This is a genomic window from Enterococcus sp. LJL51 (assembly GCF_049894025.1).
In the GTDB taxonomy this organism is placed as follows: Bacteria; Bacillota; Bacilli; order Lactobacillales; family Enterococcaceae; genus Enterococcus_L.
This window is the reverse complement of record NZ_JBNEQE010000014.1, coordinates 1-25,670: the sequence shown is the minus strand read 5'-3', so window position 1 is coordinate 25,670 and position 25,670 is coordinate 1. Positions and strand designations below refer to the sequence as shown.

Genomic DNA, 25,670 nt, shown 5'->3' with positions numbered 1-25,670 from the left:
TGCTTTTTCTATTTTTAATCCTGCGATGAGTGTTATAATATTTTAGAAATGATTTTTGAGAGGAGCTAAGGCAATTGGAAAAACATGATGAGAAATTATTGATTGAGCTTGTAACTGCAAAAGGGGTTCCTGGAAATGAAGGAGAGGTACGGGCAATCTTCAAAAAATATGCAGAGCCTTTCGCAGATAAAATAATGTATGATGGTCTAGGCAGCATTATTGCTAAACGCTCAGGTGATAAAGAAGGTCCTAAAATCTTTTTCTCCGGGCATATGGATGAAGTTGGATTTATGGTTACTCAAATTACGGAAAAAGGTTTTATCAAATTTCAAACACTCGGTGGCTGGTGGGGACAGGTTATGCTGGCTCAGCAGGTACAGATAACTACTGGAGCAGGAGACGTTATCCACGGTGTAATCGGTTCAAAACCGCCTCATGTGCTAACGCCTGAGGTTCGTAACAAACCCTATGAGTTGTCCGATATGTTCATCGATATTGGGGCTTCAAGTGAAGAGATGGTAAAAGAGTGGGGAATTAAGCCTGGTGATATGATTACACCATATATTGAGTACAGACGAATGAATGATACAAAATTCCTATTGGCCAAGGCTTGGGATAACCGTATTGGAACTGCTGTTTCTCTGAAAGTACTGGAAAATTTAGCACAGGAGGGTCACCCAAATATTCTTTATGCAGCTAGTGATGTGCAGGAAGAGGTAGGATTGAGAGGGGCTCAGACAAGTACTTATCTAGTTGATCCAGATATTGCGTTTGCTTTAGATACTGGAACCGCTGGGGATACACCGGGAATGACTGAAAAGGAAGCCGATTCAAAATTAGGCGAAGGTCCGCAGATTCTGATTTATGACGCTTCGATGATTCCTCATAAAAAACTAAAGGATTTTGTTATACAGGTTGCTGAAGAAAATAATATTCCCTTCCAGTACACAGTTATTGCAGGGGGCGGAACAGATGCAGGAAGAATGCATTTAACCAGAAACGGCGTCCCTTCTCTGGCAATCACAGTCCCTGTGCGCTATCTGCACTCCCATACATCAATTATTCATGAGGACGATTACTTGAATACAGTTAAGCTAGTAACAGAGGTTGTTAAACGTTTGGATCAAGAAACAGTTCGTAAAATCAAAGAATTTTAAAGGAGCATAAACAATGAATAATCAGGTAACAAATGCAGAGCATAGAGAACGTGCTCGAAAAGCGCTGTCCGGCAAGTGGGGAACAATGGCTCTGCTTATCTTTTGCGGTTTTTTAGTTCGGATGATAATCAGCACCTTAGTAGGCAGTGTCTTTCCTATGGAAAGCGGCAGCAATGGTGAGAATTTAGTCAGCTTTCTGCTGAACAACCTGCTGTTTTTTGCATTTACCTATGGAACATATAATGCTGCACTGCAGGTAATCAGAGGACGGTCCGTGGATATCTCGCTACTGACATCTATTTTCCGTAAAGAGCTTTATCTGCCAATGTTAATTATTAATTTTATTCAATATTTGGTACAGCTGCTTGTCAATTTAATTACGCTGTTGCCGGTACTCTTGACTGCTGGTTTGACTATGTATCTTGGCTTGATGTTCAATACAGTTTCAGTTGCACAGTTTCAAAATGAGATGGCATCAGATGGGCTTCTTGCAGTTGTCATGTTATTGTTCTCTCTAGCTCTGTTATTAGTTGGAATTTTCATCAGTGGTGTTTTCCAGTTTGCAGTTTGGATTAAGCTGGATCAGCCAAATCTTGGTGTAGGGGATATTTTACGGGACGCCTTTGGGTTGATGAAAGGACGTTTCAAGCAGTATTTCTTCCTGCAGCTGTCTTTTGTCGGTTGGTATATTCTGGGCGCTATGGCTTTAGGTATAGGACTATTTTGGGTTATTCCTTATCATGATGTAGCTGTAGCGAGCTTTTATGATAGTGCGCAGCGGGAAAAATCACCGTTTTAATAAACAGTCTGTAAAATAAGGCTGCTGAATAATAACTAGACCCTATACACAACTTATCTGATTGGAGGAACTGGAAATGAAAATCACTGTTCTTGGCTGTCTAGGCGCCTATCCATATGAAGGGCAAGGAACGAGTTCGTATCTATTGGAATCAGACGGCTTTCATTTACTGCTGGATGCTGGCAGTACAACACTTGTGAATCTAGAGCAACACCTTGATCCGTTAACATTGGATGGAGTTATATTATCCCACTATCACCATGACCATATCGCTGATTTAGGTGTTCTGCAGTATTATCGGCAGTTGTATCCTAGTTTGACGCCGGTTCCTGTTTTGCCGATTTACGGTCATACGGAGGATGCTGTTCATTTTTCTGCATTGGATTTAGATGGAGTATCGCAGGGCATTCCTTATTTTGAAGCAGAAGAGCTGAAAGTTGGACCATTTCGCATTACGTTTATGAAAACAATCCATCCAGTTCCCTGTTATGCTATGCGGTTTGTAGAAGAAAAAACGGGTAAAGTATTGGTATATACTGGAGATTCAGGATATCTGGAAAGCTTTGTTGCTTTCGCAGACAAGGCCGATGTTTTCTTAGCAGATACGTATTTGTTTGAAGGGAATGAGCGCCATCATGCCCACTTCACTTCAAAAGAGGCTGGCGAGCTGGCAAAAGCAGCAGATGTGAAGAAACTAGTTTTGACTCATCTTCCCCAGCATGGATCATTGGATATGTTGAGAGAGCAAGCTGAGCAGGCTGCAGACTATCAAATGCCAGTGACAGTAGCTAGTAAAAATCTGGTTCTTGAAATATAAGCAGAAGCATAGGAGGAAAAACAAGTGATATTTGTACCAAATGAAAATAATGATCCTCGCATCAATTTAGCGATTGAGACCTATTTGTTGAAAGAAAAGCCTTTGGATGAGCCGATTTTGCTTTTTTATATCAATGAACCATCGATTATCATTGGTAGAAATCAAAATACAATTGAAGAAATCAATAAAGAATATGTAGAAGAGCACGGTATCCATGTTGTCCGCAGACTAAGCGGCGGCGGAGCTGTTTATCATGATCACGGAAACTTGAATTTCAGTTTTATTATGCCTGATGACGGTAATTCCTTCCGGGACTTTGAGAAAGTGACTAAACCAATTATTCAAGCACTGCATGAGTTGGGAGTTGCTGGAGCAGAGTTAAAAGGACGAAATGACTTAGTTATTGATGGTATGAAGTTTTCTGGAAATGCTATGTACGCTACTGAAGGACGGATGTTTGCTCATGGGACTCTGATGTTTGACAGTGACATCGATGAGGTTGTGAATGCACTAAAGGTGAGAAAAGATAAGATTGAATCCAAAGGCATCAAATCAATTCGCTCTCGTGTAACCAATATCAAGCCTTTCCTGCCGGCAGATAAACAAGGAATGACAACAGAAGAATTTCGTCAGGAAATTTTGTTGAAAATTTTTGGTGTTGATTCTGTTGATCAAGTGAAAACTTATGTACTGAATGAAAAGGACTGGCAGCGTATAAACCAGATTTCAGAAGAATATTACCGTAACTGGGACTGGAATTACGGCAAATCACCTTCCTTTAACTTAGAACGAAGACATCGTTTCCCAATCGGATCGATTGAGGTTCGGATGGATGTGGAAGAGGGAGCAATTAAGGAGCTGAAAATTTATGGCGACTTCTTTGGTCTTGGTGAGATTAAGGACGTGGAAGAACAGTTGACTGGCGTGAAATACGACAAAGCGGCTATTGAAAAAGCGGTGGAAAAAATTGATGTAAAAAAATATTTTGGTGCGATTGATAAATCAGAATTTGTAGAGTTACTTTACTGAGAAATAAAGTAGGATTTTTAGCTTCTGAAAAAATTGAATACACTTTAGGGTTTGGAACGAAAAGCAGGAAATATCTGTTTTTGTTGCAAGCTCTTTTTTTGTGAATAAGATGAACCTAGCAGACATTTATTTGTCAAAAAAGCTCGCAAATAGCTATTTTGACAAGCCTAGTGACGATAAAAAACTAATCTGTTGAGTCAACGCAGTTTACGTATAAGCCAATTAAAAGCTGCCAAGAAAGAGTAATAGAGAGTGCTGTAAAATTTTGATTTGATATATTTTGGAATACCTGTTATTATTTTTAGTAAAAATTAGTAAAAAACAGGAGGAAAGAATGACTACGTTTGAAATTAAAGATGAGTTTTACTTAAATGGCGCTCCGTTTAAAATTATTTCAGGTTCCATTCACTATTTTAGAGTAGTACCTGAGTATTGGCAGGATCGTCTTGAAAAGCTGAAAGCTTTGGGATGCAATACAGTAGAAACCTATGTTCCCTGGAATCTGCATGAGCCTGACGAAGGGAAGTATTGTTTTGAAGGACAGCTGGACTTGAGAAAGTTTATTCAAACTGCTGCCGACTTAGGGTTGTATGTGATTGTAAGACCGGCCCCTTATATTTGTGCTGAATGGGAGTTTGGCGGTTTACCTTACTGGCTGTTGAAAGATGCTGGACTCAAGCTTCGTTTTGATAATCCGGAATTTATTGAGAAGGTTGACCGTTATTTCAGCCAATTATTTTTAGTAATTGGTGATTTGCAGATTTCTTCCGACGGACCAATTATCTTGTTTCAGGTTGAAAACGAGTATGGAGGATATGCAAACGATAAAACCTATCTAAAAAAAATGATTAAATTAATGAAAGAGAAAAATGTAACCGTTCCCTTAGTTACTTCTGATGGTCCGTGGGGAGATATGTTGGAAAACGGTTCGGTGCAGTCAGAAGCGCTGCCTACGATTAATTGCGGATCGAAAGTAAAGGAACATTTCAAGCGTTTACGAGCCTTTCATGAAAAAAAGCGGCCCTTAATGGTCATGGAGTTTTGGATTGGTTGGTTTGATGCTTGGGAAGATAAGCAGCACCATACGACAGATGCCGAGCTGGCTGCTGCTGAGCTAAATGATATTTTGGCTGAAGGTTCGGTAAATATCTATATGTTTCATGGGGGCACAAATTTTGCATTTACTAATGGTGCTAATTACTATGAGAAGCTGGCACCTGATGTAACCAGCTATGATTATGATGCTTTATTGACGGAATGGGGTGAAATTACCCTTAAATACCGAGCCTTCCAGCAAGTGATTGCAAACTATACAGAAATTCCTAAGCTGGAGCTTTCTCAAAAAATTAGTCGAATTCATTACGGCATGTTTCAGGTAGAGGCAAAAACCTCTTTGATAGCAAATTTAGCATGTCTAGCAGAAAAAAAGACACATAATTATCCTTTATCAATGGAGGAGCTGGATCAGGGATTTGGCTATGTTTTTTATCAAAGCAGTATTGGGAAAGCTCGGACAGTTGAAGATTTTCGGCTGATTGGCTGTATGGACCGGGCACATATTTTTGTAAACAATCAGCTTCAAGCCATTCAGTATGATCAGGAATTAGGTGAATCACTGTCCTTTGAGCTGGCAGAGCCAGTAAATGATTTAGGAATCCTTGTTGAAAATATGGGGAGAGTGAACTACTCAGTGAAAATGAATCATCAAAAGAAAGGGATTTCTGATGGAGTAGTTATTAATGGCGCTTTTCAAAGTGAATGGTCTATGTACCGTCTGCCTATGGATAACTTGGAGCAGCTGGATTTTGCTTTGGCTTGGCAGGCTGGACAGCCTGCATTTTATCGAGTTCAAGTGATGATAGAAAAGATAGGCGACACCTTTATCGATTTGACTGGCTGGGGAAAAGGATTTGTGGTAGTTAACGGATTCAATATCGGGCGTTATTGGGAAATTGGCCCTCAAAAAAGACTCTATATTCCTGGTCCGCTGCTGAAAAAAGGACAGAATGAGCTGATTATTTTTGAGTCGGAAGGAAAAGCCGGCAATCAGATTCTCTTGACCGATACACCAGATTTGGGAAAAACTGAGTGTAAGAAGTGTTGACTAATTACATGATACAGAGATAAGGAGGAATAGATTCATGGTGAATTCACTCGAAAAAGAAATCATCGCGGCTGGGGAAACCTATCTGCTTTCCGGTCAAATTGCTGTTCTGCCAGTTTCAGGCTATGAGGAATACTTAGCAAGCGGAAATAGAATTAAGTTTGAAAAGAGTTATTTTGAACGCCGTCGCCAATTGGCGGTTATAGGATTGGCAGCTTATTTGGAGGATAGACAGGAGTTTAGTGAACTGTTGGAGCAAATCTTGTGGGAAATTTGTAATGAGTACACTTGGGCGCTGCCTGCTCATTTGCCTGTTACGGGAAATGAATACGGTCGGGAAAGTTCAGTCTATCTAGATCTTTTTGCAGCCGAAACTGGTCAAGCGTTGGCTGAAATTCTTAAGCTGACGGGAAACAGAATCTCTCCGTTGGTTTATCAACGGGTTACAGATGAAATCGAACGACGAATCTTTACTTCTTTTGAATCCCATAGCTGGGACTGGGAGTACAAAGAAAATAACTGGAGCTCAGTTGTTGGCGGTTGTGTGGGAATGACTGCCCTTAGCCTAATGCCGCCTGAAAGTCGACGGCTCGCTCGCTTTATCAAACGGCTGGATCAATCAATGCAGAGCTATTTGAATGGCTTTGGCTCGGATGGTGCTTGTGTAGAAGGAGTGGGCTACTGGGGATATGGCTTCGGCTACTTTCTCTATTATGCGCAATGTTTGGCTGAAGTGAAGGGGGATACCCGGTATTTGGATTTACCAAAAACAAAAGCGATTGCAAAATTTCCCTATTATATGATGATGAATCAGCAAAATTACATTCCTTTTTCTGATTATTCCCAGCCGGAATTACCAAGCGGCCTGTTAAGCTATTGTCAGAAACAATTTGGTGCAGCTGTTCCAGAGATAACACAAACCAGTGGATTAGATGCAGACCATTGTTATCGATTTGCTCAAATCTATCGAAATCTAGTTTGGAGTCATCAAACAAAAGGAGCAGAAAAAACTGCAGCAGTCCAATATTTTCAAGATGCTGAATGGCTGGTAATTCGTGAACCAGATAATGATTTTCTATTTGCTGCTAAAGGCGGAACGAATCAGGAAAGTCACAACCATCTGGATGTAGGTCATTTCGTTTTAGGAAGTATCGATGCGTTATACTTAACTGATTTAGGTGCTGGAGAGTACACCCGAGACTACTTTGTCGAACAGAAAAGATATGACTATTTTCCACCTAGCGCCGACAGTCACAGTATTCCAGTCATTAATGGTCAAAGACAACAGCCGGAAACCCAGTCTTCCCAGAAAGCTGTCTTCAGTCAAATGAATGAAGGTTACTGCTTCCAGCTAGAATTGAAAGAGTTTTACTCGAAGAACAGTGAGTTAAAAAGTGGGGAACGAAAGTTTATCATTAATCAGCAGACAGGTCAGGTTAAATTAAGCGATTCATTTTCTTTTAGTCAGGAGAAAAATGAAATCAGCGAACGCTTTGTCACTCAGATTCCGCCAATTATTCAGGATAATCATGTGCTGTTGAAAGGAGAGCGGCGTTGTGAAATCCACTTTGAGACAGAGCAGCTGTGGGTAAAGGAAAAGAAGTTTAAAGATCATAGCGGATGCGAACAAATAGCATACATCATAGGAGCTGATTACCAGCTAGGTAAAGAAGCTGTTATCGAGGTAAAAATCCGGATGCAGAATAATTAAAAAGAATGAGGTCGAGACAAAAGTGTTTAGCTCCGAGAACCAAGTAGGTACTGTTCAACATCAGCTCATCCTTCACTGTGTTTCACAGCAATAAGACGGATTATCCGGAAATTGTCAAGAAACACTACGAGGGAACCGAGTAGATGTTGATTGATACCTACCTGGAGCTTTTCATATTTTTGAGATCGTTCGGCTTATTTCCGAGAACTTCAACTCTTAGTGCTTTTAGCACTTAGAAGTTGATGCTATCGGAACGAAGTGTAGTGAGCTACTTTTGCGTCTACGGTTCTCACTCTGTTGCGATCCTCGAAGCATACAAAGACTGGAACGCCGTTTATTCGGATTTTAGAGAAAGAAGAGTTCGGGCATTTTCTTATGTCCCAAACTCATCCTTTTTTGTAAATAACTAGGACCTATCTGGAAATTATAGCAGTGAGTATGTTCATAATTTCTATGAATTTCATCTTCAGATAAATCTGAGGCTGTGTTAGAAGTGTTTTGCCTTGAAAAACAGACCATCTCGCTCTCACTGAAATCTCTGAACGCTCATTTCCTTTAGCGTTTTCAAACAAGCTTCAGGGAGCTGCTACAGGGGGCGCGGCGGAGCAGTAGATTCACGCACAGTAAGCTCTGTGCTGAGGAAAACACGGCGGGAAACACCAGGATTTTGCAGCCTTTCATGGAGCAGATTAACACCAGCTTCTCCCATTTCTTCCGTGAATGCATGGACTGTAGATAAGGGAGGAGCTACGTAACGTGAAATTGATAAATCATTAATACCCATAACACTGACTTCTTCAGGTATTTTAACTTTATGGGCAGTTAGAGTATGAATAACCCCGATTGCAAATGCATCATTCGCGGCAAGAATTGCTGTAGGCAGCGCAACGCCCCATTTGGCTAACGCCTGCTTGGTTAGCTCTTCTCCAGTCTGGACATCTAGCCGGCTGTTTTCTTTTACGATAAAGTAATTTTCATCAAATAGATTCTTGGATTCCATCATATCAATATACGTATTGACGGTAGGAGTCTTATAGCGCCTGTATCCATGCAGGTTAAGACTCTCTTCAGCACCAATAAAGGCAATTTTTTCGTGACCAAGCGTCAGCAGATGATTAACGGCTAGTTCAGTTGCCTGAATAAAGTCTGTGTTGACTGAGTCGTATTCCTCTAATGGATAATTGCTGCCAATCACGCAAAGGTTGGCATGTAGCTGCTGCAGCTGTCGAACGGTCTCCTGGGTAAACTTGCCGATTGCGAGTAAGCCGTCGGTCGCTTGAATCGACTGTTCGTCAATCTGTGAGAATTTCAGCACGTTGTATCCCAGCTCTGCTGCCCGTTTCTCCACACCTAAGCGAATAGCCATGTAATAGATATCCTCCAGCTCTTCATCGTCCGTCCGCCACTGGATAATACCGATTGACTGTTCAGCCAAGGCTTTCGCTGCAGCAGCGGAAGCCGCTTTTTCAAGTGCTTTATTTTTATTCTTTGATTTATATTTTGTGTAGTTAAGATTTTCTGCTGCTTCGAAAATTTTTCGCTTGGTTTCTTCCGTCACAGATAATGTTGCATCATAGTTTAATACACGGGAAACAGTGGATATAGAAACCTTTGCCGCCTGTGCAATATCAGTAATTGTTGCCATGCACACTCCTCCTTAATAGATAACTAGTCGTACTACTAGTATATTTCTTTTTAGTAAAAAAAATCAAGTATAAAAAAACTTTTACCAAAAACCTTGATTTTTTTGCTAAAAAACAGTAAAATTTTAATCAAGAAAGCGTTTTAATCGAGAGGTGGTTATTATTAAAAAGAAGTTTCTGCTATTATTTATTCTTGTTATTGCCTGTTTTACTGGATTTGTTAGCTTTGCTAACCAAAAAGAACCTGAAGCTATAAAACAAAATAATTTTAGTAAAAAAATGGTTGCTGAACTAAAAAACAAAGCAAAAACTTATTCTGAAGAAGATTTTCAGGAAGGAAATGTTCCGTTAAATGAATTTATTTGTATAAATGGTCAAATTATTAAAAGCGACAGTAAAGAAGAAACGATAAAAAAAGGCGACCGATTTATGCTTTTAAGTGGAGACAGCAGATATCAGGTGATTAATGAACAGGAAGAGTTACTAAGAATTGGCGATAACGTCACAGTATATGGTGAGTATTACGGTTTTTTGAAAGGGACATTCATTGAACAGGGGGAATAATTGTGCTGGATATGAGTATTAGAGAGAACTTATTTGAAACAAAACAGGAAATGACTGAGGGATTTACTGCATTATTTAAGCCGCTAGCTCCCTTTTTTACAGCAGAAAAGCCAGGACATCAAGTGCTTGGTACACACGGGACTGTTTATAATGATGAACGGCAAGAGGTTGAAGCATTTCTGAGACCATTATGGGGGCTAGGTCCTTATTTGACAGAAAAAGACAGTCCGTTTCTAGAGGGCTATCTTGAAGGCATCAAGGCTGGAACCGATCCGAAACATCCGCAGTATTGGGGTGAAGTGACAAATTTTGATCAGCTAATTGTTGAAATGGCATCTCTTAGTACAGCAATCTTGTTGAATCAGGAAAAAATCTGGGACAGCTTAAATGAACAGGAGCAGCAGAATCTGCATGCCTGGCTGATTCAAGTGAACGACCATACAATACCTGAGAATAACTGGCATTTCTTTCGAATATTAGTCAATGTAGCAATGAAGAAATGTGGTAAATCTTATTCTCAAGACATGATTGATAGTGATTTAGCTGTTATTGACAGCTTTTATTTAAAAGACGGCTGGTACTATGATGGTCAGGAAACACAGATTGATTATTATGTATCCTTTGCTATTCATTATTACAGCTTGCTCTATTGCCGTTTTATGTCTGATGAAGATTCGGAGCGGACAGCAATTATGAAGGACCGGGCAATAAAATTTGCTCAAACCTTTAAATATTGGTTTGACAGTCGGGGAGAAGCAGTTCCTTTTGGACGTAGTCTGACCTATCGTTTTGCTCAAGTCTCTTTTTTTAGTGCTCTTGTCTTTGCGGATGTAGAGGCATTGCCTTGGGGAGAAATCAAAGGATTGATCAGCAGACATCTCCAAAACTGGATGAAGCAGGATATTTTCACACCGGAAGGCTTGCTGTCAGTTGGCTACCATTACCAGAATCTAGTCTTTGCCGAAGGATACAATGCACCGGGCTCGCCTTATTGGTCCTTTAAAACATTTATTCTTTTAGCAGTTCCTAAAGAGCACCCTTACTGGCAGGCAGAAGTACAGCCGTTAAACATACAAGCCAATCCATTGAGTCTGCCGGTTAGCCGTAATTTTTATCAATATAATCAGGATAGAAGCCATCTTCAAATGTTTCCTGCAGGACAGTTTCTTCATTATCAAAATCATGCAGGACCAAAGTATAGTAAATTTGTTTATTCTTCCTACTTTGGTTTCAGTGTTCCAAAAAGTAATTATTTATATTACGAAGGAGCCTATGACAGTTGTCTGGCGTTAACAGAGGATGATCACTATTTTAGAAGCAAGGATCAGGATACAAAGTATGAAATAGCTGCTGATCGAATCATTCATTATTGGCAGCCCTGGCAGGACGTATCCATAAAAAGCACGATTGTTCCTCTAGAAAACTGTCACGTACGTATTCATGAAATCGATACACAGCGTGAGCTAAATGCTTATGAAGGAGGATTCAGCTTACAGGGGGAAGCATCAGCAGTTTGTCAGATTGCAGGTCAGTATGCTGTGTATAAAACGGCTGTCGGAACTTCAAGTGTGGAAGGTATTGCTGGATTTACTAAAGCCGATATTGTTCGTACAGAACCAAATACCAGTCTTTTCTTTCCGATGACTATGCTGCCTCATGTAAAAGGCAGGTTGGAAAGAGGCAAGCATTTGCTGGTTTCTCTAGTGAGTGGTCGGCTAGTAGATGAAGTATTGGAGAAACCGGTAATTGTTATAGAAGAAAATCAAATAAAGATCTCTCAGGAATCCTCAGAAAAATATGTGGAGCTGAGAAAGTAGGAGGAAATAATGGAATCAGTATCATTACAGGCCCGATTTTCATGGCTGGAAGAAGAGATTGCCTATGTTTTGCAGAAAGTAAAAGAAAATCAAAGGATATTTCAGAAGCTGGTTCCCCCAGCAGCAAGTAATCAGCAAATCTATGAACCAGAAGAGAATATTGATTGGACGGCCAGTTTCTGGGTAGGCATGCTGTTTCTGGCTAAAGAAATGAGCGGTTCAGAAGGTTTCGATAAAACGATAGAAAGTCAAATGGATTCTTTTACAAAACGTTTAGAAGAAAGAGTTGAACTGGAAACACATGACATTGGTTTTTTGTATATATTATCAGCAATTGCAGATTATCAGGTGAACAAAAATGAGGCATCCAGACAGCTGGCGATTCAGGCAGCGGACTTGTTAATGGCGCGTTATTCTGAAAAAGCGCAGATTATTCAAGCCTGGGGCAATTTGAATGATCCTGCTGAGGGAGGTCGAATGATTATCGATTGTCTAATGAACCTTCCCCTGCTCTATTTTGCTTCAGCTGCTACCGGTGATGATTCGTATAAAAAGGCAGCCTATGCCCACGCTAAACAAACGCAGCGCTATATTGTGCGTCCTAATTATACAACCTATCACACCTATTTTTTTGATACAGAAACAGGAGCGCCTTTGGAAGGAAAGACTGCGCAGGGCTATTCAGACAGTTCCTGCTGGGCACGGGGACAGGCTTGGGGAATTTACGGATTTACTCTAAGCTACCTTCATACAGGGGATACATCCTTTCTTGATACAGCAAAGCACTTAGCAGATTATTTTATCGAAGAGCTGCCGGAGGATTTAATACCATACTGGGATCTAGTGTTTGATGACGGGAGCGGCGAGGAACGAGACAGCTCTGCTGCAGCCATTGCCGCCTGCGGCTTACTCGAACTGGCTAATCAGCTTCCTCTTTCAGAAGAACGCCGTGCCGTATATCAGAATACCGCTGCAGCTATTATGAGCTCTCTCGCTCAGCACTATACTACGGTGAATCAGCCTCAGTCAAATGGTCTTCTCCTTCACGGTGTTTACGACAAAAACACTGGAAAGGGTGTGGATGAATGTATGATTTGGGGAGATTATTATTACATGGAAGCGCTGATGCGGTTGAAAAACAGCTGGTACAGCTACTGGTAAGGAAACAAAGGGGAAACCCTATAAAATAAAAAATTATATTTGGAGGTCTTGAGATGAAAATGTGGAAAAAAAGTTTGATTGCAGCAGTATTATTAGGGACTGTAGCAGCGCTAACTGCTTGTGGCAGTGGGTCAGATAAAACCGATGGAAGTAAGGATTCAGCTGATAGCGGAGATGTGGAGTTAAAAGTCACGACTTGGAATTATGATACAACACCTGAATTTGAAAAACTGTTTCGGGCATTTGAGGAAGCAAATCCAGGAATTAAAGTAACTCAGGTTGATATTGCTTCAGATGATTACGATACGAAACTGACAACAATGCTTTCTTCAGGAGATACAACAGATATCCTGACAATGAAGAACCTGCTGTCTTATTCAAACTACGCACTGCGTGATCAGTTGGTAGATTTAAGTGATCATATTAAAGATTTAGATACAGAGCCTGCAGCAGCCAGCTATGAAATGTATGATATTGAGGGGCAGACATTTGCACAGCCGTATCGAACTGATTTCTGGGTATTATATTACAATAAAAAAATGTTTGACGAAGCAGGGATTGACTATCCGGATAACCTGACATGGGATGAATATGAAGAGATTGCGGAAAAACTAGCAAAACCAGAAGAACAGGTTTATGGTTCTTATCAACACACATGGCGTTCAACGATTCAAGCGATTGCTGCTGCTCAAAATGACGGCGACTTGCTTGAACCGAAATACAGCTATATGCAGGATTACTATGATCGGGCGCTGAGAATGCAGGAAAGCAAGTCACAGATGGAATTTGGAACAGCCAAATCAACAAAAGTAACTTATCAGTCTCAATTTGAAAACTCTAAAACAGCGATGATGTATATGGGCAGCTGGTACATGGGTGCATTATTGACAAATAAAGACGAAGGAAAAACAGATGTAGAATGGGGAATTGCTCAAATTCCTCAAAAGAAAGCCGGCGAAGCAATTGATACCTTTGGATCGCCAACAGCTTTTGCAATCAATAAAAACTCAAAACACCAAGAGGCAGCTCAGAAGTTTCTTGATTTCTGTTCAGGAGAAGAAGGAGCAAAAGTACTGGCTGAGTTGGGCGTAGTTCCGTCTTATAAAACAACAGCTATTGATGATTTGTATTTCTCACGTCAGGGAATGCCTTCTGATGAAGTATCTAAAAAAGCATTTAATCCTGAAAATGTAGCTATTGAATTTCCGGTAGATAAAAACGGACCGGCAATTGATAAGATTCTTCAAGAAGAGCATGATTTAATTATGGTGAATGATGAAACACCAAAAGAAGGAATTGCTAATATGGAAAAACGTGTGAAATCTGAAACCGAGTAAAGAATGAGAGCCGTCTGAAAATCAGTATAGCTGATTTTCAGATGGAGTAAGAAAGGGGGACCGCTGTTGAGCGCTTTTGTTGATAACGCTTGACAGACTAAGCTATGGAGATTACATCAAAAACGAAAGAAGCCGGTAGACTGAAGCGTAAAAATACATTAGTTGCCTGGTCATTTATTGCACCTAACTTTATTGGATTTTTCTTATTTACATTGATTCCTGTCATTTTTTCACTGATTTTGGCATTTATGAGCTGGGATTCTTTTTCTACTCCGGAATTTGTCGGGCTGAAGAATTTTGCTAAAATGCTAAAAGATGATACTTTTTGGATTTCGTTGAAAAACACATTTTTGTATACAATAGGTGTTGTTCCACTAACCTTAATCTGTTCCCTTGGACTAGCAATTTTATTAAATCAGAAGATTCGCGGGATGAAGTTTTTTAGAACAGCGTTCTTCTTTCCTTATGTGACTTCACTGGTTGCAATTGCTGTTGTCTGGAATATGCTGTTTCATCCGACGATGGGGCCAATCAATCAGTTTCTACAGCATTTTATTGCTAATCCTCCAGGCTGGACTTCCAGCTCAGATTGGGCGCTGACAGCTATTGTTATAGTAAGTGTGTGGCGGGGGATGGGATACTATATGATTTTATACTTGGCTGGGCTGCAGAGTATCCCGAAAGAGCTGTATGAAGCAGCATCAATGGATGGCGCAAATAAATGGAAGCAGTTCATGAATGTGACGATTCCATCCCTGCGTTCAACAACCTTTTTTGTCACAATTATGCTGATTATTAACTGCTTCAAAATTTTTGACCTGGTGCAGGTGATGACAGCCGGAGGCCCAGGACGGGCGACCAACGTTTTAGTTTATAATATCTATAACGAAGCCTTTGTAAAATTCAATTTTGGCTATGCTTCGGCGATTGCTATGGTGCTGTTTGTTATTGTACTTTCAATCACAGTCATTCAGTTCAAATGGAATCAGATGAGAGAACGAGTATAAGGAGGAGCAACGAATGGAAGCAACTGTTCAAAAGACAGAAACAAAAGATAAAAAAAAGAAGAAAGACCGGCTAACTATTGGCCGAGTGTTGCTGATTGTTGTTCTAATACTCTTGGCGCTGATTACACTCGTCCCTTTTATCTGGATGGTATCTGCTTCTTTTAAAACAAATAATGATGTGTTTGCAATTCCGATTCAATGGGTACCCAAAGAATGGCATCCAGAAAATTATTCAGTTATTTGGGAACGAATCCCTTTAGTTACTTTTTTCAAAAATACAGCATTTTTAAGTATCATCATTACGCTGATTCAGCTGTTGACTTCCAGCTTTGCAGCCTATGGTTTTTCAAAGATGCATTTTAAAGGAAGAGATATACTGTTTTTAGCATACATCGGAACCATCGCTGTTCCATGGCAGTCTTACATGATTCCTCAGTTTATTATGATGCGGCAATTAGGACTGACTGATACCTTGTGGTCACTGGTTCTGCTGCAGGCCTTCAGTGCCTTTGGCGTGTTTCTTTTGAAGCAATACTACAGCAGTATACCAGATGAGCTCTGTGAAAGTGCTCGGATTGATGGTCTGACAGAGTGGGGGATTTACCGGAAAATCATTTTGCCGTTAACTAAGCCTGCGCTGGCTAGTTTAACAATTATCACATTTGTAAATACTTGGAATGATTATATGGGACCGTTTATCTACTTATCTTCTACTGAAAACAAAACGATTCAATTAGGCTTGAAAATGTTTGTCGGTTTATTTGATGCAGAATACGCGCTAATCATGGCGGCTTCGGTTGTATCCATTTTACCAGTAGGGGTTGTCTTTATTGCTATGCAGAAATATTTTGTAGAAGGCATCGCGACATCTGGAATGAAGGGATAAGGAAAGGAGAGGAAGGATTATGCTTCGAAAGCAGACATTTGATAATAATATTTACATGAAGCTGTTTCGCTGGGCGTATCTATTTTTGATTAGCAATCTATGTTTTCTTGTGGCAATTTTGCCCTTTTTCTTAGCAGCTTGCCTACTAGCGATAGACATCAGAAATTTACCGTTCTTTCTTCTTGGCTTACTGTGTTTTGGTCCAGCTTTGTCAGCACTTTTCGTTGTCATTAATACATTCAAAGAGGAACAAGAAGTTGAACCAGTCCGCTCATTTTTCAAAGCATATAAGACTTTCGGATTAAGAGGCATGATTTTCTGGCTGCCGTGTTGGCTAGGAGCAATTATTACTATTACCGACAGCTTATTTTTCGCAAAGTTTTCTTATGGTCAGTGGCTGATTCCCTTTTTCTTGCTGCTGCTTTTGATTCTAACTGGCTGGAGTATCCATTGCTTATATTTTCAGGTAAGAAATCCTGACGCCTCCATCAAGAGTGTTGGGCGAATTGCCTTTTACTACACACTGCGGAAATGGTATGCCAGTCTACTGAATATTGTGCTCTTTTCTCTAATGCTGCTGTTGATGATGTTAAAACCGCAATTTGGGTTCATACTAACACCAGCACTTTTTGCGGGTATTATTTATTTAAATGCAGGGAAGCTCCATATGCCTAAGCAGACAGCTGTCGATTAGCGGAAGACTAGTATTTGACAGGCAGTTGCTGAGCAGTACGCTGTTTTGTTCAGCAGTTGTCCAGAGCTTTTGACTTTGATTCCCGGAATTCGTATAATAGTGGACGGGAAAAGGAGTGGAGAATATGCGGAATGAAATGATGCACCGGCCAGTCGTAAAAAAAGAACTGCTTGAATTTATGAGGGAAAAGCAAAAGAAGCTGACAGGAGAGCTGGGTGTAATTGAAGAAGAAGCCCACAAAGATGAAATCCCTGTTATTCCTCATGAAACGGTTGTTTTTCTGCAGTTTCTACTAGGACAATTAAAACCGCAGGCTATTTTGGAAATTGGCGCAGCAATTGGTTTTTCTTCCAGTCTGATGGCGCAATATGTAGGTGAAGACGGGCATGTAACAACGATTGACCGTTTTGATGTCATGATAAGAAAAGCAACGAAAACTTATGAACGTTTAGGTTTGACTGATAAGGTTACTTTATTGGAAGGACAGGCATCAGATATTCTACCTACATTGAATCAACAATATGATTTTATTTTTATGGATAGTGCAAAATCAAAATATATTGAATTTCTGCCGGAATGCCTTAGACTTTTGAGAACGGGCGGAGTGCTGATGGTGGATGATGTGTTTCAAGGTGGTACAATCCTAGAACCTACAGAGGAGATTCCACGAGGAAAGCGGGCTATTCACCGCAAGCTCAACGAGTTTCTGGAAACCGTTATGACACATCCTGATTTAACATCCACGCTTTTACCATTGGGAGACGGTGTTATTTTGATTACGAAAGAAAAAGACAGTATAGAATTATAAAAAGACGCGTCCCAAAAGGACGCGCTTTTTTTATTAACGTAGTGTAATCATTTTTTTCAGAGGTTCGGTTCCAAACATCTTTTCCTGATGGAGCAGGATTTCAGCACAGGCTCTGCTGTCCTCTAGTGCATCATGATGATTTTTCAATTGAATATTAAGGTTATCACAAACGGTGTTTAGTTTGTGGTTTGGAAATTCAGGAAACAGCTTCCGGCTGGTTCTGACCGTACAAAGGGATAAATAATTAGGCTGCTCTAAGTGATAGTAGTCCAGACAGCCTGCTAGTACACCACAGTCAAAGCTGGCATTGTGAGCAACAACAAGACTATTTGACTGAAAACAATTATGAATCTGCTGCCAGACCTCTGGAAATTTTGGTGCATCGGCAACGTTTTCCGGTCGAATGCCATGAATCTGAATATTTTTCCAGAAAAAATCTGTTTCTGGTTGAATTAGGGAATAGTATTCACCGACGATACGGCTATTTTCAACTTTTATCAAGGCAACTGAACAGGCACTATGCTTAGCATAACTAGCCGTTTCAAAATCAATTGCGTAAAAATTCATGCTCAGGATCCTTTCCTTGTGTTGTAATATCTATATTATAACCTATTTGTTAATAAAATCATTCAAAAATGAGAAGAATAGAAAAATTAAACATTAATAACAACCTCTACAGGGCAATGGTCACTTCCTGTAATAGAGGTGTGAATTGTAGCTGAAGCTAAAGAATCTTTTAGATTTTCTGAAACAAGAAAATAATCAATACGCCAGCCGGCATTGTTTTTTCGGGCGTTAAAACGATAGCTCCACCAAGAGTAGACACCTTCTTGGTCAGGGTAGAAATAGCGGTACGTGTCAATGAAGCCGTCAGCAAGCAAGTCTGAAAATTTTTGTCGTTCTTCAGGTGTAAAACCAGCATTTTTTTGGTTGGTTTTCCAGTTTTTCAAATCAATATTTTGATGGGCAACATTTAAATCACCGCAGAGGATAACCGGTTTTTTCTCTTTTAATTCATCTAAATAGCGGCGGAAAGCATCTTCCCAGGTCATACGGTAATCTAATCTTTTTAATTCATTTTGAGAGTTCGGTGTATAACAGGTAATCACGTAATATTCAGGATATTCAAGTGTAATCACCCGACCTTCAGTGTCGTGTTCTTCAATGCCGATTCCATAGTAGGCAGACAAAGCTTCTTTTTTTGTAAAGATGGCAGTCCCGGAGTAACCCTTTTTTTCGGCGTAGTTCCAATATTGATAGTAGCCTGGCAGTTCGAGCTCTATTTGTCCTTCTTGAAGCTTTGTTTCCTGCAAGCAGAAAAAGTCTGCGTCTAATTCCTGAAAAACGTCCATAAAATTCTTTTTCACAACAGCTCGCAAGCCGTTAACATTCCATGAGATACACTTCATTTTTTTCGCTCCTTATATTCATTATTTTAAATAGTCAATTTATCTGCTGAACCAAGAACAGCGGTGTTATTAGCTTTTCGGTTTTTTATCAATAGGAAACTAGCTTTAAAAAAGAAAGTAATTGAAAGTCCTGCAGCGAGCATTCCAAATAGTAAAATAGCTGGTTTATCCATTAGCTGCAGAAAGGCAGACAAATTTCCAGTATACTTATGTAACTGTGACTTAACCACAAATACAAAAATATCAGCTGCCAGCATCAACAATAACCAGGAACCGAAAAAATACATCCGATAATTCATTTTATTTCTCAAATTTCTGCTCCTTTATAAGCAATATATTCCGATTATACCACTATTATTGTAGTAGAAAAGGAAAGTTTGTTTTAAGATAAGAAGAGAAGTTAAAAACAGGAGACTTTTCAGTTTGGTAGTAAGTCCTTTATTTTGATACCCGCCATTGAAAGGTGTGTTTTCAACAAGTATAGTAATATTAGTATAAAAGTGTAATGATTGTCTAATAGGGACAGGATATATTGAGGAGGATATTTTATGAAAATCGGTGTAATTGGATTAGGAAACATTGCTCAAAAGGCTTATCTACCAGTCTATAGCGAACTAAGAGATGAAGGAGAATTTATCCTTGCAACAAGAAATGAAAAGACTAGACTGAAACTGAAAGAGAAATATGGTTTTCAGCATGTTGTTGAAACGATTGATGAGCTGATAACAGCTGGAATTGAAGCTTGTTTTGTTCATGCAGCAACAGAAGTCCATGTGGAAATCGTAGAGAAGCTATTGAAAGCTGGAATTCATGTATGTGTGGATAAGCCGTTGAGCGAACATCCTGCTGAGGTTAAACGGTTAAAGGCATATGCAGATGAACAACAGCTGATTTTAATGATTGCCTTTAACCGCCGTTTTGCGCCTTTGGTATCCGAATTGAAAGATATTGAAGATAAAAATCTGATTTTACTGCAGAAAAATCGAATAGATGCGCCAGGAGAAACTGGATTTATGATTTATGATCTATTTCTTCATCTTGTGGATACTGCTGTCTATCTATTGGATAATCCAATTCAGCAGATACAGTCTAAAATTATTGAGGAAGAGGGGCAGCTGCAGCGGGTCTTTTTACATCTGGAAACAGAGACAACCACTGCTATCTGTTCTATGGATTTAAGGTCTGGAGCGAATACGGAAAGCTATCAGGTAACCGCACCCCAAGGGACATATACCTTGGATAATTTGACCGATTTAACGATTCAAAATACTGCCGGAATTCGAAAACAAGGATTTGGCGACTGGGAAACAACCTTGGATAAACGGGGCTTCGCTCCCTTGATCAGAGCATTTATTCAGGGAATCAAGCAAAAAGATACCACAGAACTAAAGCAAAATGATGTATTATTAAGTCACGAGCTGTGCGGAGAGATGCTGAGGAAGCATCAGCGTCACATACTCTGAAACGTTCAGTGGATGAAAACGTACAGAAAATCTACTATTATAAAAGCAAGACAGATTTATTTGAAAAGATGCTTCGCTGATTGAAAGACTGAATCAAATGTTCTAGCTGGATTTATATAGAAAGTTTCTTATCGTCATGCTAGAATAATAGAGATATTCGTGAGAAAGGAAACGACGTTTAATGGATAAAAGGAAGATTCAACAGGCGCTGCCGGAGACGACAATTTTATTTGATGAGCCTTTAAAAAATTTCACCTTCACCAAGACTGGCGGGCCGGTGGATATGCTGGTTTTTCCAAAAACAAAAAAAGAAGTACGACAGGTCATTCTTTTTTGTAAGGAGAATAACATTCCCTGGCTAGTACTAGGCAACGCTAGTAATTTGATTGTTCGCGACGGAGGTATTCGTGGTGTTGTTCTAATGCTTACAGAGATGAATCAAATCAATGTTAGTGGAGAAAAGATAGTTGTTGATGCCGGAGCAAAACTTATTGATACAACGTATGAGGCATTAAAAAACGATTTGACCGGTTTTGAGTTTGCCTGCGGTATTCCTGGAAGTGTCGGCGGAGCTGTGTATATGAATGCCGGCGCTTATGATGGTGAAATCAAAGATGTCTTTAAAAAAGTTGATATTCTGCTGCCTAACGGAGAATGCCGTACACTGAGGAATGAAGAGATGAATTTTTCCTATAGACACAGTGCTGTACAAGACATGACTTGTATCATTTTACAGGCAGAATTCTCTTTGGAAAAAGGCAATCATGCGCAGATTAAGCAGCGCATGGATGAGTTGACAGAGCTGAGGCAATCAAAGCAGCCGTTGGAATATCCCTCATGCGGCAGCGTGTTTAAACGCCCGGCAGGACATTTCACAGGGAAGCTGATTCAGGATGCTGGCTTACAAGGGCTGAAATGGGGCGGTGCTCAGATTTCAGAGAAGCATGCAGGCTTTATTGTAAATATAGATCAGGCAACCGCTACAGACTATGTAGAGCTGATAGCTCATATCCAAGAAGTAATCAAAGAAAAATTTGATGTTGTTTTAGAAACAGAGGTTCGGATTATTGGTGAAGAAGTTCTGTAAAGGATCTGTAAATCAGGCTATAATTGATTGAAACGTATTTTACAAGTCGTTTTTTAGAAGGATACCAAAGTAGGAGAGGAACAGCTTTGCTCCTAAATAGAACCAGAGAGCAAGCCGCCATTCAATGAACAAGAGTCTAAAACGGTAAGAACAAAAATATCCCCATCGAAAATAAGCAAAAATTCACGAAAATGTGAGAAGTACCTAGTAGGAATCAGTCAACTTCGACTGGCTTCTATTCGTGTCCCTGTCATTTTCGTGAATTTCTGTTTATTTTTTTAGATGAACCCTTTTATCTTATTTGCTTCTTTCTATTTAAAAACCTAGCCACTCCATAAATGTATGTTCTTCCTTTTCATCATTATCAAAGTCAATCAATGCGTCACGCTCATCGTGTTCTTTGAAGTTATTTACTACATAGCTTTTAATCTCTTCTTTATCTAGTTCCTTTTCTGCTGCTTGAGACACTAATCCTAAACACGCTACTGCTCCAAGTATTCCTACCATTACTTTTGTTTTCATCATTTTTTTCTCCTCATCATATTGTTTTATTTTTTTGGTTAATCCTATTTAAAAACCTAGCCACTCCATAAATGTATGTTCTTCCTTTTCATCATTATCAAAGTCAATCAATGCGTCATGCTCATCATGTTCTTTAAAGTTACTTGCTACATAACTTTTGATCTCTTCTTTATTTAGTTCCTTTTCTGCTGCTTGAGACACTAACCCTAAACATGCGATTGCTCCAATTATTCCTACCATTACTTTTGTTTTCATCATTTTCTTTTTCTCCTCATCTATTGTTTTATTTTTTGGCTAATCCTATTTAAAATCCTATCCATTCTAAAAATGTATGTTCTTCCTTTTCATCATTATCAAAGTCAATCAATGCGTCACGCTCATCGTGTTCTTTAAAGTTACTTACTACATAGCTTTTAATCTCTTCTTTATCTAGTTCCTTTTCTGCTGCTTGAGACACTAATCCTAAACACGCTACTGCTCCAAGTATTCCTACCATTACTTTTGTTTTCATCATTTTCTTTTTCCCCTTATCTATTGTTTTGTTTTTGTTCGTTACTGTAACTCATTGTTTTTATTTTAAAAATGGGACTTTTTTCTTTATCTGTTCTTTTAATACCACAAATAATTCTGTCATCACTGTCTCTGTCTGCCGCATATCAACTGAAGAATCCTCTACAATGAAGCTGGTAATTGCCTGCATATTTTTACTTGATGTTCTTGTGAGATTTCTTTCACAATATCTTTCGTAGCTTTTGATAATGGCTTCGCACGTTTGCCAATCGATTTGACTTCTTTCTGAGATAGTATTCATTGTTTGTACATAATTCATTATGTTTTCCTCCTAATTTCCAAGACCGACTGTCTGTCGTTTTAAGAGCATTATTTTCCTCAACTTCTGTTGAGGTTAGGTGAGTAATCAACTTTTTTGATTTTAGACTGACTGTCGGTTTGTTTATGCTTTTATAATAAACTGTATTTTTTATTTTGTCAACAAAAAATTCATATTTTTTTGTACACACGTTTAAATAATGATTAAATACCACCGCAATAGGCTTATTCCAAAGATTTTATCCTTAAAATTGCAAGAAATTATTTTTAGTTTAAAAAGTTTTTTAGAGTATGTTTGAAAACACTAGTGTTGATAATATTCGAGTGTGTGACAGGACTCGTTGGCAGAAATAGTCGCTGATGTGCTGCATAAGTATCCTTTTCTAGGCTACCGCAATTACCTGTAGAAATCTCATATGCTATTTTACTTTTCGGGCACGCGCTAGTGATTTTAAAACGTTAAAAAAATAAACCTGAGTTTGATAAGGTGCATCAAACTCAGGCCTGCTTTTTTTAGAAGGCGTATTATCTACTCTTTAGTTCTATTGTTGTTTCTTAATTTTCGTTGTTTTTCAAATCTTCCATCTCAACGACCTTGAAGTTCTTTCTTTCCAGCTGTTCAACAATGAGCGCACAGGTTTCTTCTGTTGTGCCAGAAGGAAGAGTAATCAATGTTCTGCGGATAAAATCACCCTTACCAATATCTAAAGTGATACAGCTTGCAATGCTGCTGTGCTTTGCGATAATTTTAGAGATAGCTGCTAAATCCCCCTGCTTGCCAGTTGAAGCAATTGTCAAAACGTAGCTGCCTGTCTCAATATTCCAAGACTGTGCCAGAATATTCAGTAGTGTGCTGTGGGTCAAAATACCGTAAAAGTGATTGTTTTCATCGAGAACAGCAATATACGGTAATTCTTTAATAGTAAAGAAGACCTTGAAAAATGATGTGTTGACATAGATGAACTTTGTTGCATTTTTCAAAAGATAGGTAACCGGCAGGCTCATGTCGCCACCGTTTGCTTTATGTCTATAGATATGCATTTTATAGATATTTCCACGGAAGATTTTTCCTGATTCATCAAGAATTGGTACGCAGCGGTAGCCGGACTCTTCCAATATGTTTAAAGCTTCTTCTAACGTACAGGATTCATTTACTGTAGTAAGATTTTTCTTTTTTAAAACAACAGATTTTAATAACATAGCTAAACCTCCTTAAATTGTATGTTTCGGACAAATTAATAATACCATATCTTGAAAAAAAACAATAGTAGACAGGGAGTTAAGGTGGATAAAAAAACAGAGAACTGTACCTGCTGATTAAAAGAGGAAAGATTGACTTTTGAGAGAAATGATGCTATTCTTAGTAGTGATTTTGTGAACAGAGGAGGAAAGTTGATGGCGGTAAAGAAAGCAGCACTTGCCTGTTCCGTTTGCGGCTCCCGTAACTATTCTAAGGCGGTAACCGAAGGAAAACGCGGAGAGCGATTAGAGGTCAAAAAATTCTGTAAATATTGTGGACAGCATACATTGCATAAAGAGACAAAGTAAGTATTGGAGGGGTAAAAATGAAGTTTTTAAAAGGCGTAAGAGATGAAATGAAGAAAGTAACTTGGCCGTCAAAAAAACAACTGCGTAAAGATACCTTGATTGTTATTGAAACAACAGCAATCTTTGCAGCGCTATTTTTCGTGATGGATACAGCGATTCAGGCTATTTTTGGTTTGATTCTTCGTTGATTCCAACTGGTATTTTTCATTGGTGAATGGTATACTGGTTGTGGTAAAGAAAAACTTCGGGAAAGCTGAGGTTTTTTTATTTTTCTTAAAAACAATTAATTTAACTATATAAATCCTGTAAAAGATTCTGCGCACATAGAGTGACCTTTGCCTATCACAGATAGTGAAGGTCATCTCCAGATATCTCGTTTCTTTAACAGAATTTATATATAAAGGAGCTTGAACAGGAATGGAATCCTACGAAAAAAATTGGTACGTGCTGCATACGTATTCCGGCTATGAAAACAAAGTAAAGGCGAATATTGAATCTCGTGCTCAAAGTATGGGTATGGGGGATTTTATTTTTCGTGTCGTTGTTCCGGAAGAAACAGAAACTGAAGTGAAAAACGGTAAAAGTAAGGAAATTGTCCATAAGACGTTCCCAGGTTATGTACTTGTTGAGATGGTCATGACGGATGATTCATGGTATGTTGTACGTAATACGCCAGGAGTAACAGGATTTGTTGGTTCCCATGGTGCAGGAAGCAAGCCAGCGCCATTGCTGCAGGAAGAAATTAATCATATTTTACGTTCTATCGGCATGAGCACTCGCCAAAATGATTTAGAAGTTTCAATTGGTGAAACTGTCCAAATCATTGAAGGAGCCTTCTCTGGATTAGAAGGAGAAGTAACAGAGATTGATGAAGAAAAACAAAAACTAAAAGTTAATATTGATATGTTTGGCCGTGAAACAAGCACAGAGCTGGATTTTGAACAGGTAGATAAAATCTAAGTTGAATAAAATCATAAAGCTTGGAATAAAATCAGAGATTTTCTGATTTTATTCCAAGCTTTTTTACTAGCGTTAGAAAAACTGTATCATTTAACTGAGGAATCGAGTGTTGCTTTGGCTATGATAATCCCAGAGACAGGATTTTTTACCAGTGTAAAATGTTATAGAGTAAAAAGGGTGCCCTTAAAATAAGGCACTGACCCCCAAGAATGAGAATATAAAAAAGAGGCACCTCCGTTGAATTTATTTTATATAATAAATTTAGCGGAGGTGCTTTTGATGAAGAAAAAAATGGCGTATTCTCTTGAAGTCAAAGAGA

28 protein-coding genes are annotated in these 25,670 nt (G+C 39.1%); 19 read left to right on the top strand and 9 right to left on the bottom strand.

Annotated elements, in window-relative coordinates; all coding sequences use genetic code 11:
* The first annotated feature begins 74 nt into the window (after positions 1–74).
* From ACPWSO_RS12780 to ACPWSO_RS12755, 6 genes are all read left to right on the top strand, one after another.
* On the top strand, positions 75–1,157 hold the full coding sequence (locus ACPWSO_RS12780; RefSeq protein WP_426083954.1) for a M42 family metallopeptidase: 1,083 nt from the start codon (positions 75–77) through the stop codon (positions 1,155–1,157).
* Between the two features lie 13 nt (positions 1,158–1,170).
* Positions 1,171–1,956 carry a DUF975 family protein gene (locus tag ACPWSO_RS12775; RefSeq protein WP_426083952.1) on the top strand — a complete coding sequence of 262 codons (786 nt, stop codon included), beginning with the start codon at positions 1,171–1,173 and terminating at the stop codon, positions 1,954–1,956.
* Between the two features lie 76 nt (positions 1,957–2,032).
* The gene (locus ACPWSO_RS12770) at positions 2,033–2,773 is read left to right on the top strand and encodes an MBL fold metallo-hydrolase (protein WP_426083950.1); all 741 of its coding nucleotides are present in this window, start codon (positions 2,033–2,035) and stop codon (positions 2,771–2,773) included.
* A 24-nt stretch (positions 2,774–2,797) separates the two neighbouring features.
* Positions 2,798–3,802: a lipoate--protein ligase gene (locus ACPWSO_RS12765; RefSeq protein ID WP_426083948.1), complete on the top strand. Its 1,005-nt coding sequence runs from the start codon at positions 2,798–2,800 to the stop codon at positions 3,800–3,802.
* A 334-nt stretch (positions 3,803–4,136) separates the two neighbouring features.
* On the top strand, positions 4,137–5,906 hold the full coding sequence (locus ACPWSO_RS12760) for a glycoside hydrolase family 35 protein (RefSeq protein WP_426083947.1): 1,770 nt from the start codon (positions 4,137–4,139) through the stop codon (positions 5,904–5,906).
* A 37-nt stretch (positions 5,907–5,943) separates the two neighbouring features.
* Positions 5,944–7,617, top strand: coding sequence for a hypothetical protein (locus ACPWSO_RS12755; RefSeq protein WP_426083945.1), 1,674 nt, complete (start codon positions 5,944–5,946; stop codon positions 7,615–7,617).
* A 586-nt stretch (positions 7,618–8,203) separates the two neighbouring features.
* Here the strand turns inward: ACPWSO_RS12755 and ACPWSO_RS12750 are convergent.
* Positions 8,204–9,262: a LacI family DNA-binding transcriptional regulator gene (locus ACPWSO_RS12750; protein ID WP_426083943.1), complete on the bottom strand. Its 1,059-nt coding sequence runs from the start codon at positions 9,260–9,262 to the stop codon at positions 8,204–8,206.
* Positions 9,263–9,413: 151 nt separating this feature from the next.
* On the opposite strand from ACPWSO_RS12750, the gene ACPWSO_RS12745 reads away from it, so the two are divergent.
* The 8 genes from ACPWSO_RS12745 to ACPWSO_RS12710 all read left to right on the top strand — a co-directional run bounded on the left by ACPWSO_RS12745 (position 9,414) and on the right by ACPWSO_RS12710 (position 17,534).
* A complete protein-coding gene (locus ACPWSO_RS12745; RefSeq protein WP_426083941.1) occupies positions 9,414–9,824 on the top strand; it encodes a hypothetical protein in 411 nt (136 codons plus the stop codon).
* A 2-nt stretch (positions 9,825–9,826) separates the two neighbouring features.
* Positions 9,827–11,641, top strand: coding sequence for a DUF2264 domain-containing protein (locus tag ACPWSO_RS12740; protein WP_426083939.1), 1,815 nt, complete (start codon positions 9,827–9,829; stop codon positions 11,639–11,641).
* Between the two features lie 9 nt (positions 11,642–11,650).
* Positions 11,651–12,802: a glycoside hydrolase family 88 protein gene (locus tag ACPWSO_RS12735; RefSeq protein ID WP_426083937.1), complete on the top strand. Its 1,152-nt coding sequence runs from the start codon at positions 11,651–11,653 to the stop codon at positions 12,800–12,802.
* Between the two features lie 53 nt (positions 12,803–12,855).
* Positions 12,856–14,139, top strand: a complete 1,284-nt coding sequence (locus ACPWSO_RS12730) for an ABC transporter substrate-binding protein (protein WP_426083935.1) — start codon at positions 12,856–12,858, stop codon at positions 14,137–14,139.
* Between the two features lie 104 nt (positions 14,140–14,243).
* Positions 14,244–15,146, top strand: a complete 903-nt coding sequence (locus ACPWSO_RS12725; protein ID WP_426083933.1) for a carbohydrate ABC transporter permease — start codon at positions 14,244–14,246, stop codon at positions 15,144–15,146.
* 13 nt (positions 15,147–15,159) lie between these two features.
* Positions 15,160–16,032 carry a carbohydrate ABC transporter permease gene (locus ACPWSO_RS12720; protein WP_426083931.1) on the top strand — a complete coding sequence of 291 codons (873 nt, stop codon included), beginning with the start codon at positions 15,160–15,162 and terminating at the stop codon, positions 16,030–16,032.
* A gap of 19 nt (positions 16,033–16,051) precedes the next feature.
* Positions 16,052–16,726 carry a DUF624 domain-containing protein gene (locus ACPWSO_RS12715; RefSeq protein WP_426083929.1) on the top strand — a complete coding sequence of 225 codons (675 nt, stop codon included), beginning with the start codon at positions 16,052–16,054 and terminating at the stop codon, positions 16,724–16,726.
* 124 nt (positions 16,727–16,850) lie between these two features.
* Positions 16,851–17,534 (top strand): O-methyltransferase, encoded by a 684-nt coding sequence (locus ACPWSO_RS12710; RefSeq protein WP_426083927.1) that lies wholly within the window; start codon positions 16,851–16,853, stop codon positions 17,532–17,534.
* Positions 17,535–17,567: 33 nt separating this feature from the next.
* Here the strand turns inward: ACPWSO_RS12710 and ACPWSO_RS12705 are convergent, their stop codons facing one another.
* From ACPWSO_RS12705 to ACPWSO_RS12695, 3 genes are all read right to left on the bottom strand, one after another.
* Positions 17,568–18,101, bottom strand: coding sequence for a 3'-5' exonuclease (locus ACPWSO_RS12705; protein WP_426083925.1), 534 nt, complete (start codon positions 18,099–18,101; stop codon positions 17,568–17,570).
* An 86-nt stretch (positions 18,102–18,187) separates the two neighbouring features.
* Positions 18,188–18,943, bottom strand: a complete 756-nt coding sequence (locus tag ACPWSO_RS12700; RefSeq protein ID WP_426083923.1) for an exodeoxyribonuclease III — start codon at positions 18,941–18,943, stop codon at positions 18,188–18,190.
* A 26-nt stretch (positions 18,944–18,969) separates the two neighbouring features.
* On the bottom strand, positions 18,970–19,254 hold the full coding sequence (locus ACPWSO_RS12695; protein WP_426083921.1) for a hypothetical protein: 285 nt from the start codon (positions 19,252–19,254) through the stop codon (positions 18,970–18,972).
* 237 nt (positions 19,255–19,491) lie between these two features.
* Here ACPWSO_RS12695 and ACPWSO_RS12690 point away from each other — a divergent pair, with 237 nt between their 5' ends.
* Together ACPWSO_RS12690 and murB are read left to right on the top strand one after the other, a co-directional pair.
* Positions 19,492–20,406: a Gfo/Idh/MocA family protein gene (locus tag ACPWSO_RS12690; protein WP_426083919.1), complete on the top strand. Its 915-nt coding sequence runs from the start codon at positions 19,492–19,494 to the stop codon at positions 20,404–20,406.
* A gap of 181 nt (positions 20,407–20,587) precedes the next feature.
* Positions 20,588–21,493, top strand: coding sequence for a UDP-N-acetylmuramate dehydrogenase (gene murB / locus ACPWSO_RS12685; RefSeq protein ID WP_426083917.1), 906 nt, complete (start codon positions 20,588–20,590; stop codon positions 21,491–21,493).
* Positions 21,494–21,808: 315 nt separating this feature from the next.
* Here murB and ACPWSO_RS12680 read toward each other — a convergent pair whose 3' ends face one another.
* The 5 genes from ACPWSO_RS12680 to cbpA form a co-directional block, all read right to left on the bottom strand.
* Positions 21,809–22,015, bottom strand: a complete 207-nt coding sequence (locus ACPWSO_RS12680; protein ID WP_426083915.1) for a hypothetical protein — start codon at positions 22,013–22,015, stop codon at positions 21,809–21,811.
* Between the two features lie 48 nt (positions 22,016–22,063).
* On the bottom strand, positions 22,064–22,273 hold the full coding sequence (locus tag ACPWSO_RS12675) for a hypothetical protein (protein ID WP_426083913.1): 210 nt from the start codon (positions 22,271–22,273) through the stop codon (positions 22,064–22,066).
* 46 nt (positions 22,274–22,319) lie between these two features.
* Positions 22,320–22,529 carry a hypothetical protein gene (locus ACPWSO_RS12670; protein ID WP_426083911.1) on the bottom strand — a complete coding sequence of 70 codons (210 nt, stop codon included), beginning with the start codon at positions 22,527–22,529 and terminating at the stop codon, positions 22,320–22,322.
* Positions 22,530–22,586: 57 nt separating this feature from the next.
* On the bottom strand, positions 22,587–22,844 hold the full coding sequence (locus ACPWSO_RS12665; RefSeq protein ID WP_426083910.1) for a hypothetical protein: 258 nt from the start codon (positions 22,842–22,844) through the stop codon (positions 22,587–22,589).
* Between the two features lie 554 nt (positions 22,845–23,398).
* Positions 23,399–24,043: a cyclic di-AMP binding protein CbpA gene (gene cbpA, locus ACPWSO_RS12660; RefSeq protein ID WP_426083908.1), complete on the bottom strand. Its 645-nt coding sequence runs from the start codon at positions 24,041–24,043 to the stop codon at positions 23,399–23,401.
* A 195-nt stretch (positions 24,044–24,238) separates the two neighbouring features.
* Between cbpA and rpmG the strand changes: the two genes are divergently transcribed.
* The 3 genes from rpmG to nusG all read left to right on the top strand — a co-directional run bounded on the left by rpmG (position 24,239) and on the right by nusG (position 25,351).
* On the top strand, positions 24,239–24,391 hold the full coding sequence (rpmG, locus tag ACPWSO_RS12655; RefSeq protein ID WP_426083906.1) for a 50S ribosomal protein L33: 153 nt from the start codon (positions 24,239–24,241) through the stop codon (positions 24,389–24,391).
* Positions 24,392–24,408: 17 nt separating this feature from the next.
* Positions 24,409–24,579 (top strand): preprotein translocase subunit SecE, encoded by a 171-nt coding sequence (gene secE / locus ACPWSO_RS12650; RefSeq protein WP_426083904.1) that lies wholly within the window; start codon positions 24,409–24,411, stop codon positions 24,577–24,579.
* A 229-nt stretch (positions 24,580–24,808) separates the two neighbouring features.
* Complete coding sequence (gene nusG / locus ACPWSO_RS12645; RefSeq protein ID WP_426083902.1) at positions 24,809–25,351, top strand: transcription termination/antitermination protein NusG; 543 nt, start codon at positions 24,809–24,811, stop codon at positions 25,349–25,351.
* Positions 25,352–25,670: the final 319 nt, after the last annotated feature.

Excerpts from the sequence above, each read along its gene's own strand:
- ACPWSO_RS12755 (WP_426083945.1), top strand. The coding sequence starts at position 5,944 with ATGGTGAATTCACTCGAAAAAGAAATCATCGCGGCTGGGGAAACCTAT.
- secE (WP_426083904.1), top strand. The coding sequence starts at position 24,409 with ATGAAGTTTTTAAAAGGCGTAAGAGATGAAATGAAGAAAGTAACTTGG.
- ACPWSO_RS12720 (WP_426083931.1), top strand. The coding sequence starts at position 15,160 with ATGGAAGCAACTGTTCAAAAGACAGAAACAAAAGATAAAAAAAAGAAG.
- ACPWSO_RS12680 (WP_426083915.1), bottom strand. The coding sequence starts at position 22,015 with ATGAAAACAAAAGTAATGGTAGGAATACTTGGAGCAGTAGCGTGTTTA.
- rpmG (WP_426083906.1), top strand. The coding sequence starts at position 24,239 with ATGGCGGTAAAGAAAGCAGCACTTGCCTGTTCCGTTTGCGGCTCCCGT.
- ACPWSO_RS12760 (WP_426083947.1), top strand. The coding sequence starts at position 4,137 with ATGACTACGTTTGAAATTAAAGATGAGTTTTACTTAAATGGCGCTCCG.
- ACPWSO_RS12675 (WP_426083913.1), bottom strand. The coding sequence starts at position 22,273 with ATGATGAAAACAAAAGTAATGGTAGGAATAATTGGAGCAATCGCATGT.
- ACPWSO_RS12725 (WP_426083933.1), top strand. The coding sequence starts at position 14,244 with ATGGAGATTACATCAAAAACGAAAGAAGCCGGTAGACTGAAGCGTAAA.
- ACPWSO_RS12735 (WP_426083937.1), top strand. The coding sequence starts at position 11,651 with ATGGAATCAGTATCATTACAGGCCCGATTTTCATGGCTGGAAGAAGAG.
- ACPWSO_RS12750 (WP_426083943.1), bottom strand. The coding sequence starts at position 9,262 with ATGGCAACAATTACTGATATTGCACAGGCGGCAAAGGTTTCTATATCC.
- cbpA (WP_426083908.1), bottom strand. The coding sequence starts at position 24,043 with ATGTTATTAAAATCTGTTGTTTTAAAAAAGAAAAATCTTACTACAGTA.
- ACPWSO_RS12770 (WP_426083950.1), top strand. The coding sequence starts at position 2,033 with ATGAAAATCACTGTTCTTGGCTGTCTAGGCGCCTATCCATATGAAGGG.
- ACPWSO_RS12715 (WP_426083929.1), top strand. The coding sequence starts at position 16,052 with ATGCTTCGAAAGCAGACATTTGATAATAATATTTACATGAAGCTGTTT.
- ACPWSO_RS12665 (WP_426083910.1), bottom strand. The coding sequence starts at position 22,844 with ATGAATTATGTACAAACAATGAATACTATCTCAGAAAGAAGTCAAATC.
- ACPWSO_RS12730 (WP_426083935.1), top strand. The coding sequence starts at position 12,856 with ATGAAAATGTGGAAAAAAAGTTTGATTGCAGCAGTATTATTAGGGACT.
- murB (WP_426083917.1), top strand. The coding sequence starts at position 20,588 with ATGGATAAAAGGAAGATTCAACAGGCGCTGCCGGAGACGACAATTTTA.
- ACPWSO_RS12775 (WP_426083952.1), top strand. The coding sequence starts at position 1,171 with ATGAATAATCAGGTAACAAATGCAGAGCATAGAGAACGTGCTCGAAAA.
- ACPWSO_RS12710 (WP_426083927.1), top strand. The coding sequence starts at position 16,851 with ATGCGGAATGAAATGATGCACCGGCCAGTCGTAAAAAAAGAACTGCTT.
- ACPWSO_RS12670 (WP_426083911.1), bottom strand. The coding sequence starts at position 22,529 with ATGATGAAAACAAAAGTAATGGTAGGAATACTTGGAGCAGTAGCGTGT.
- ACPWSO_RS12700 (WP_426083923.1), bottom strand. The coding sequence starts at position 18,943 with ATGAAGTGTATCTCATGGAATGTTAACGGCTTGCGAGCTGTTGTGAAA.
- ACPWSO_RS12705 (WP_426083925.1), bottom strand. The coding sequence starts at position 18,101 with ATGAATTTTTACGCAATTGATTTTGAAACGGCTAGTTATGCTAAGCAT.
- ACPWSO_RS12690 (WP_426083919.1), top strand. The coding sequence starts at position 19,492 with ATGAAAATCGGTGTAATTGGATTAGGAAACATTGCTCAAAAGGCTTAT.
- nusG (WP_426083902.1), top strand. The coding sequence starts at position 24,809 with ATGGAATCCTACGAAAAAAATTGGTACGTGCTGCATACGTATTCCGGC.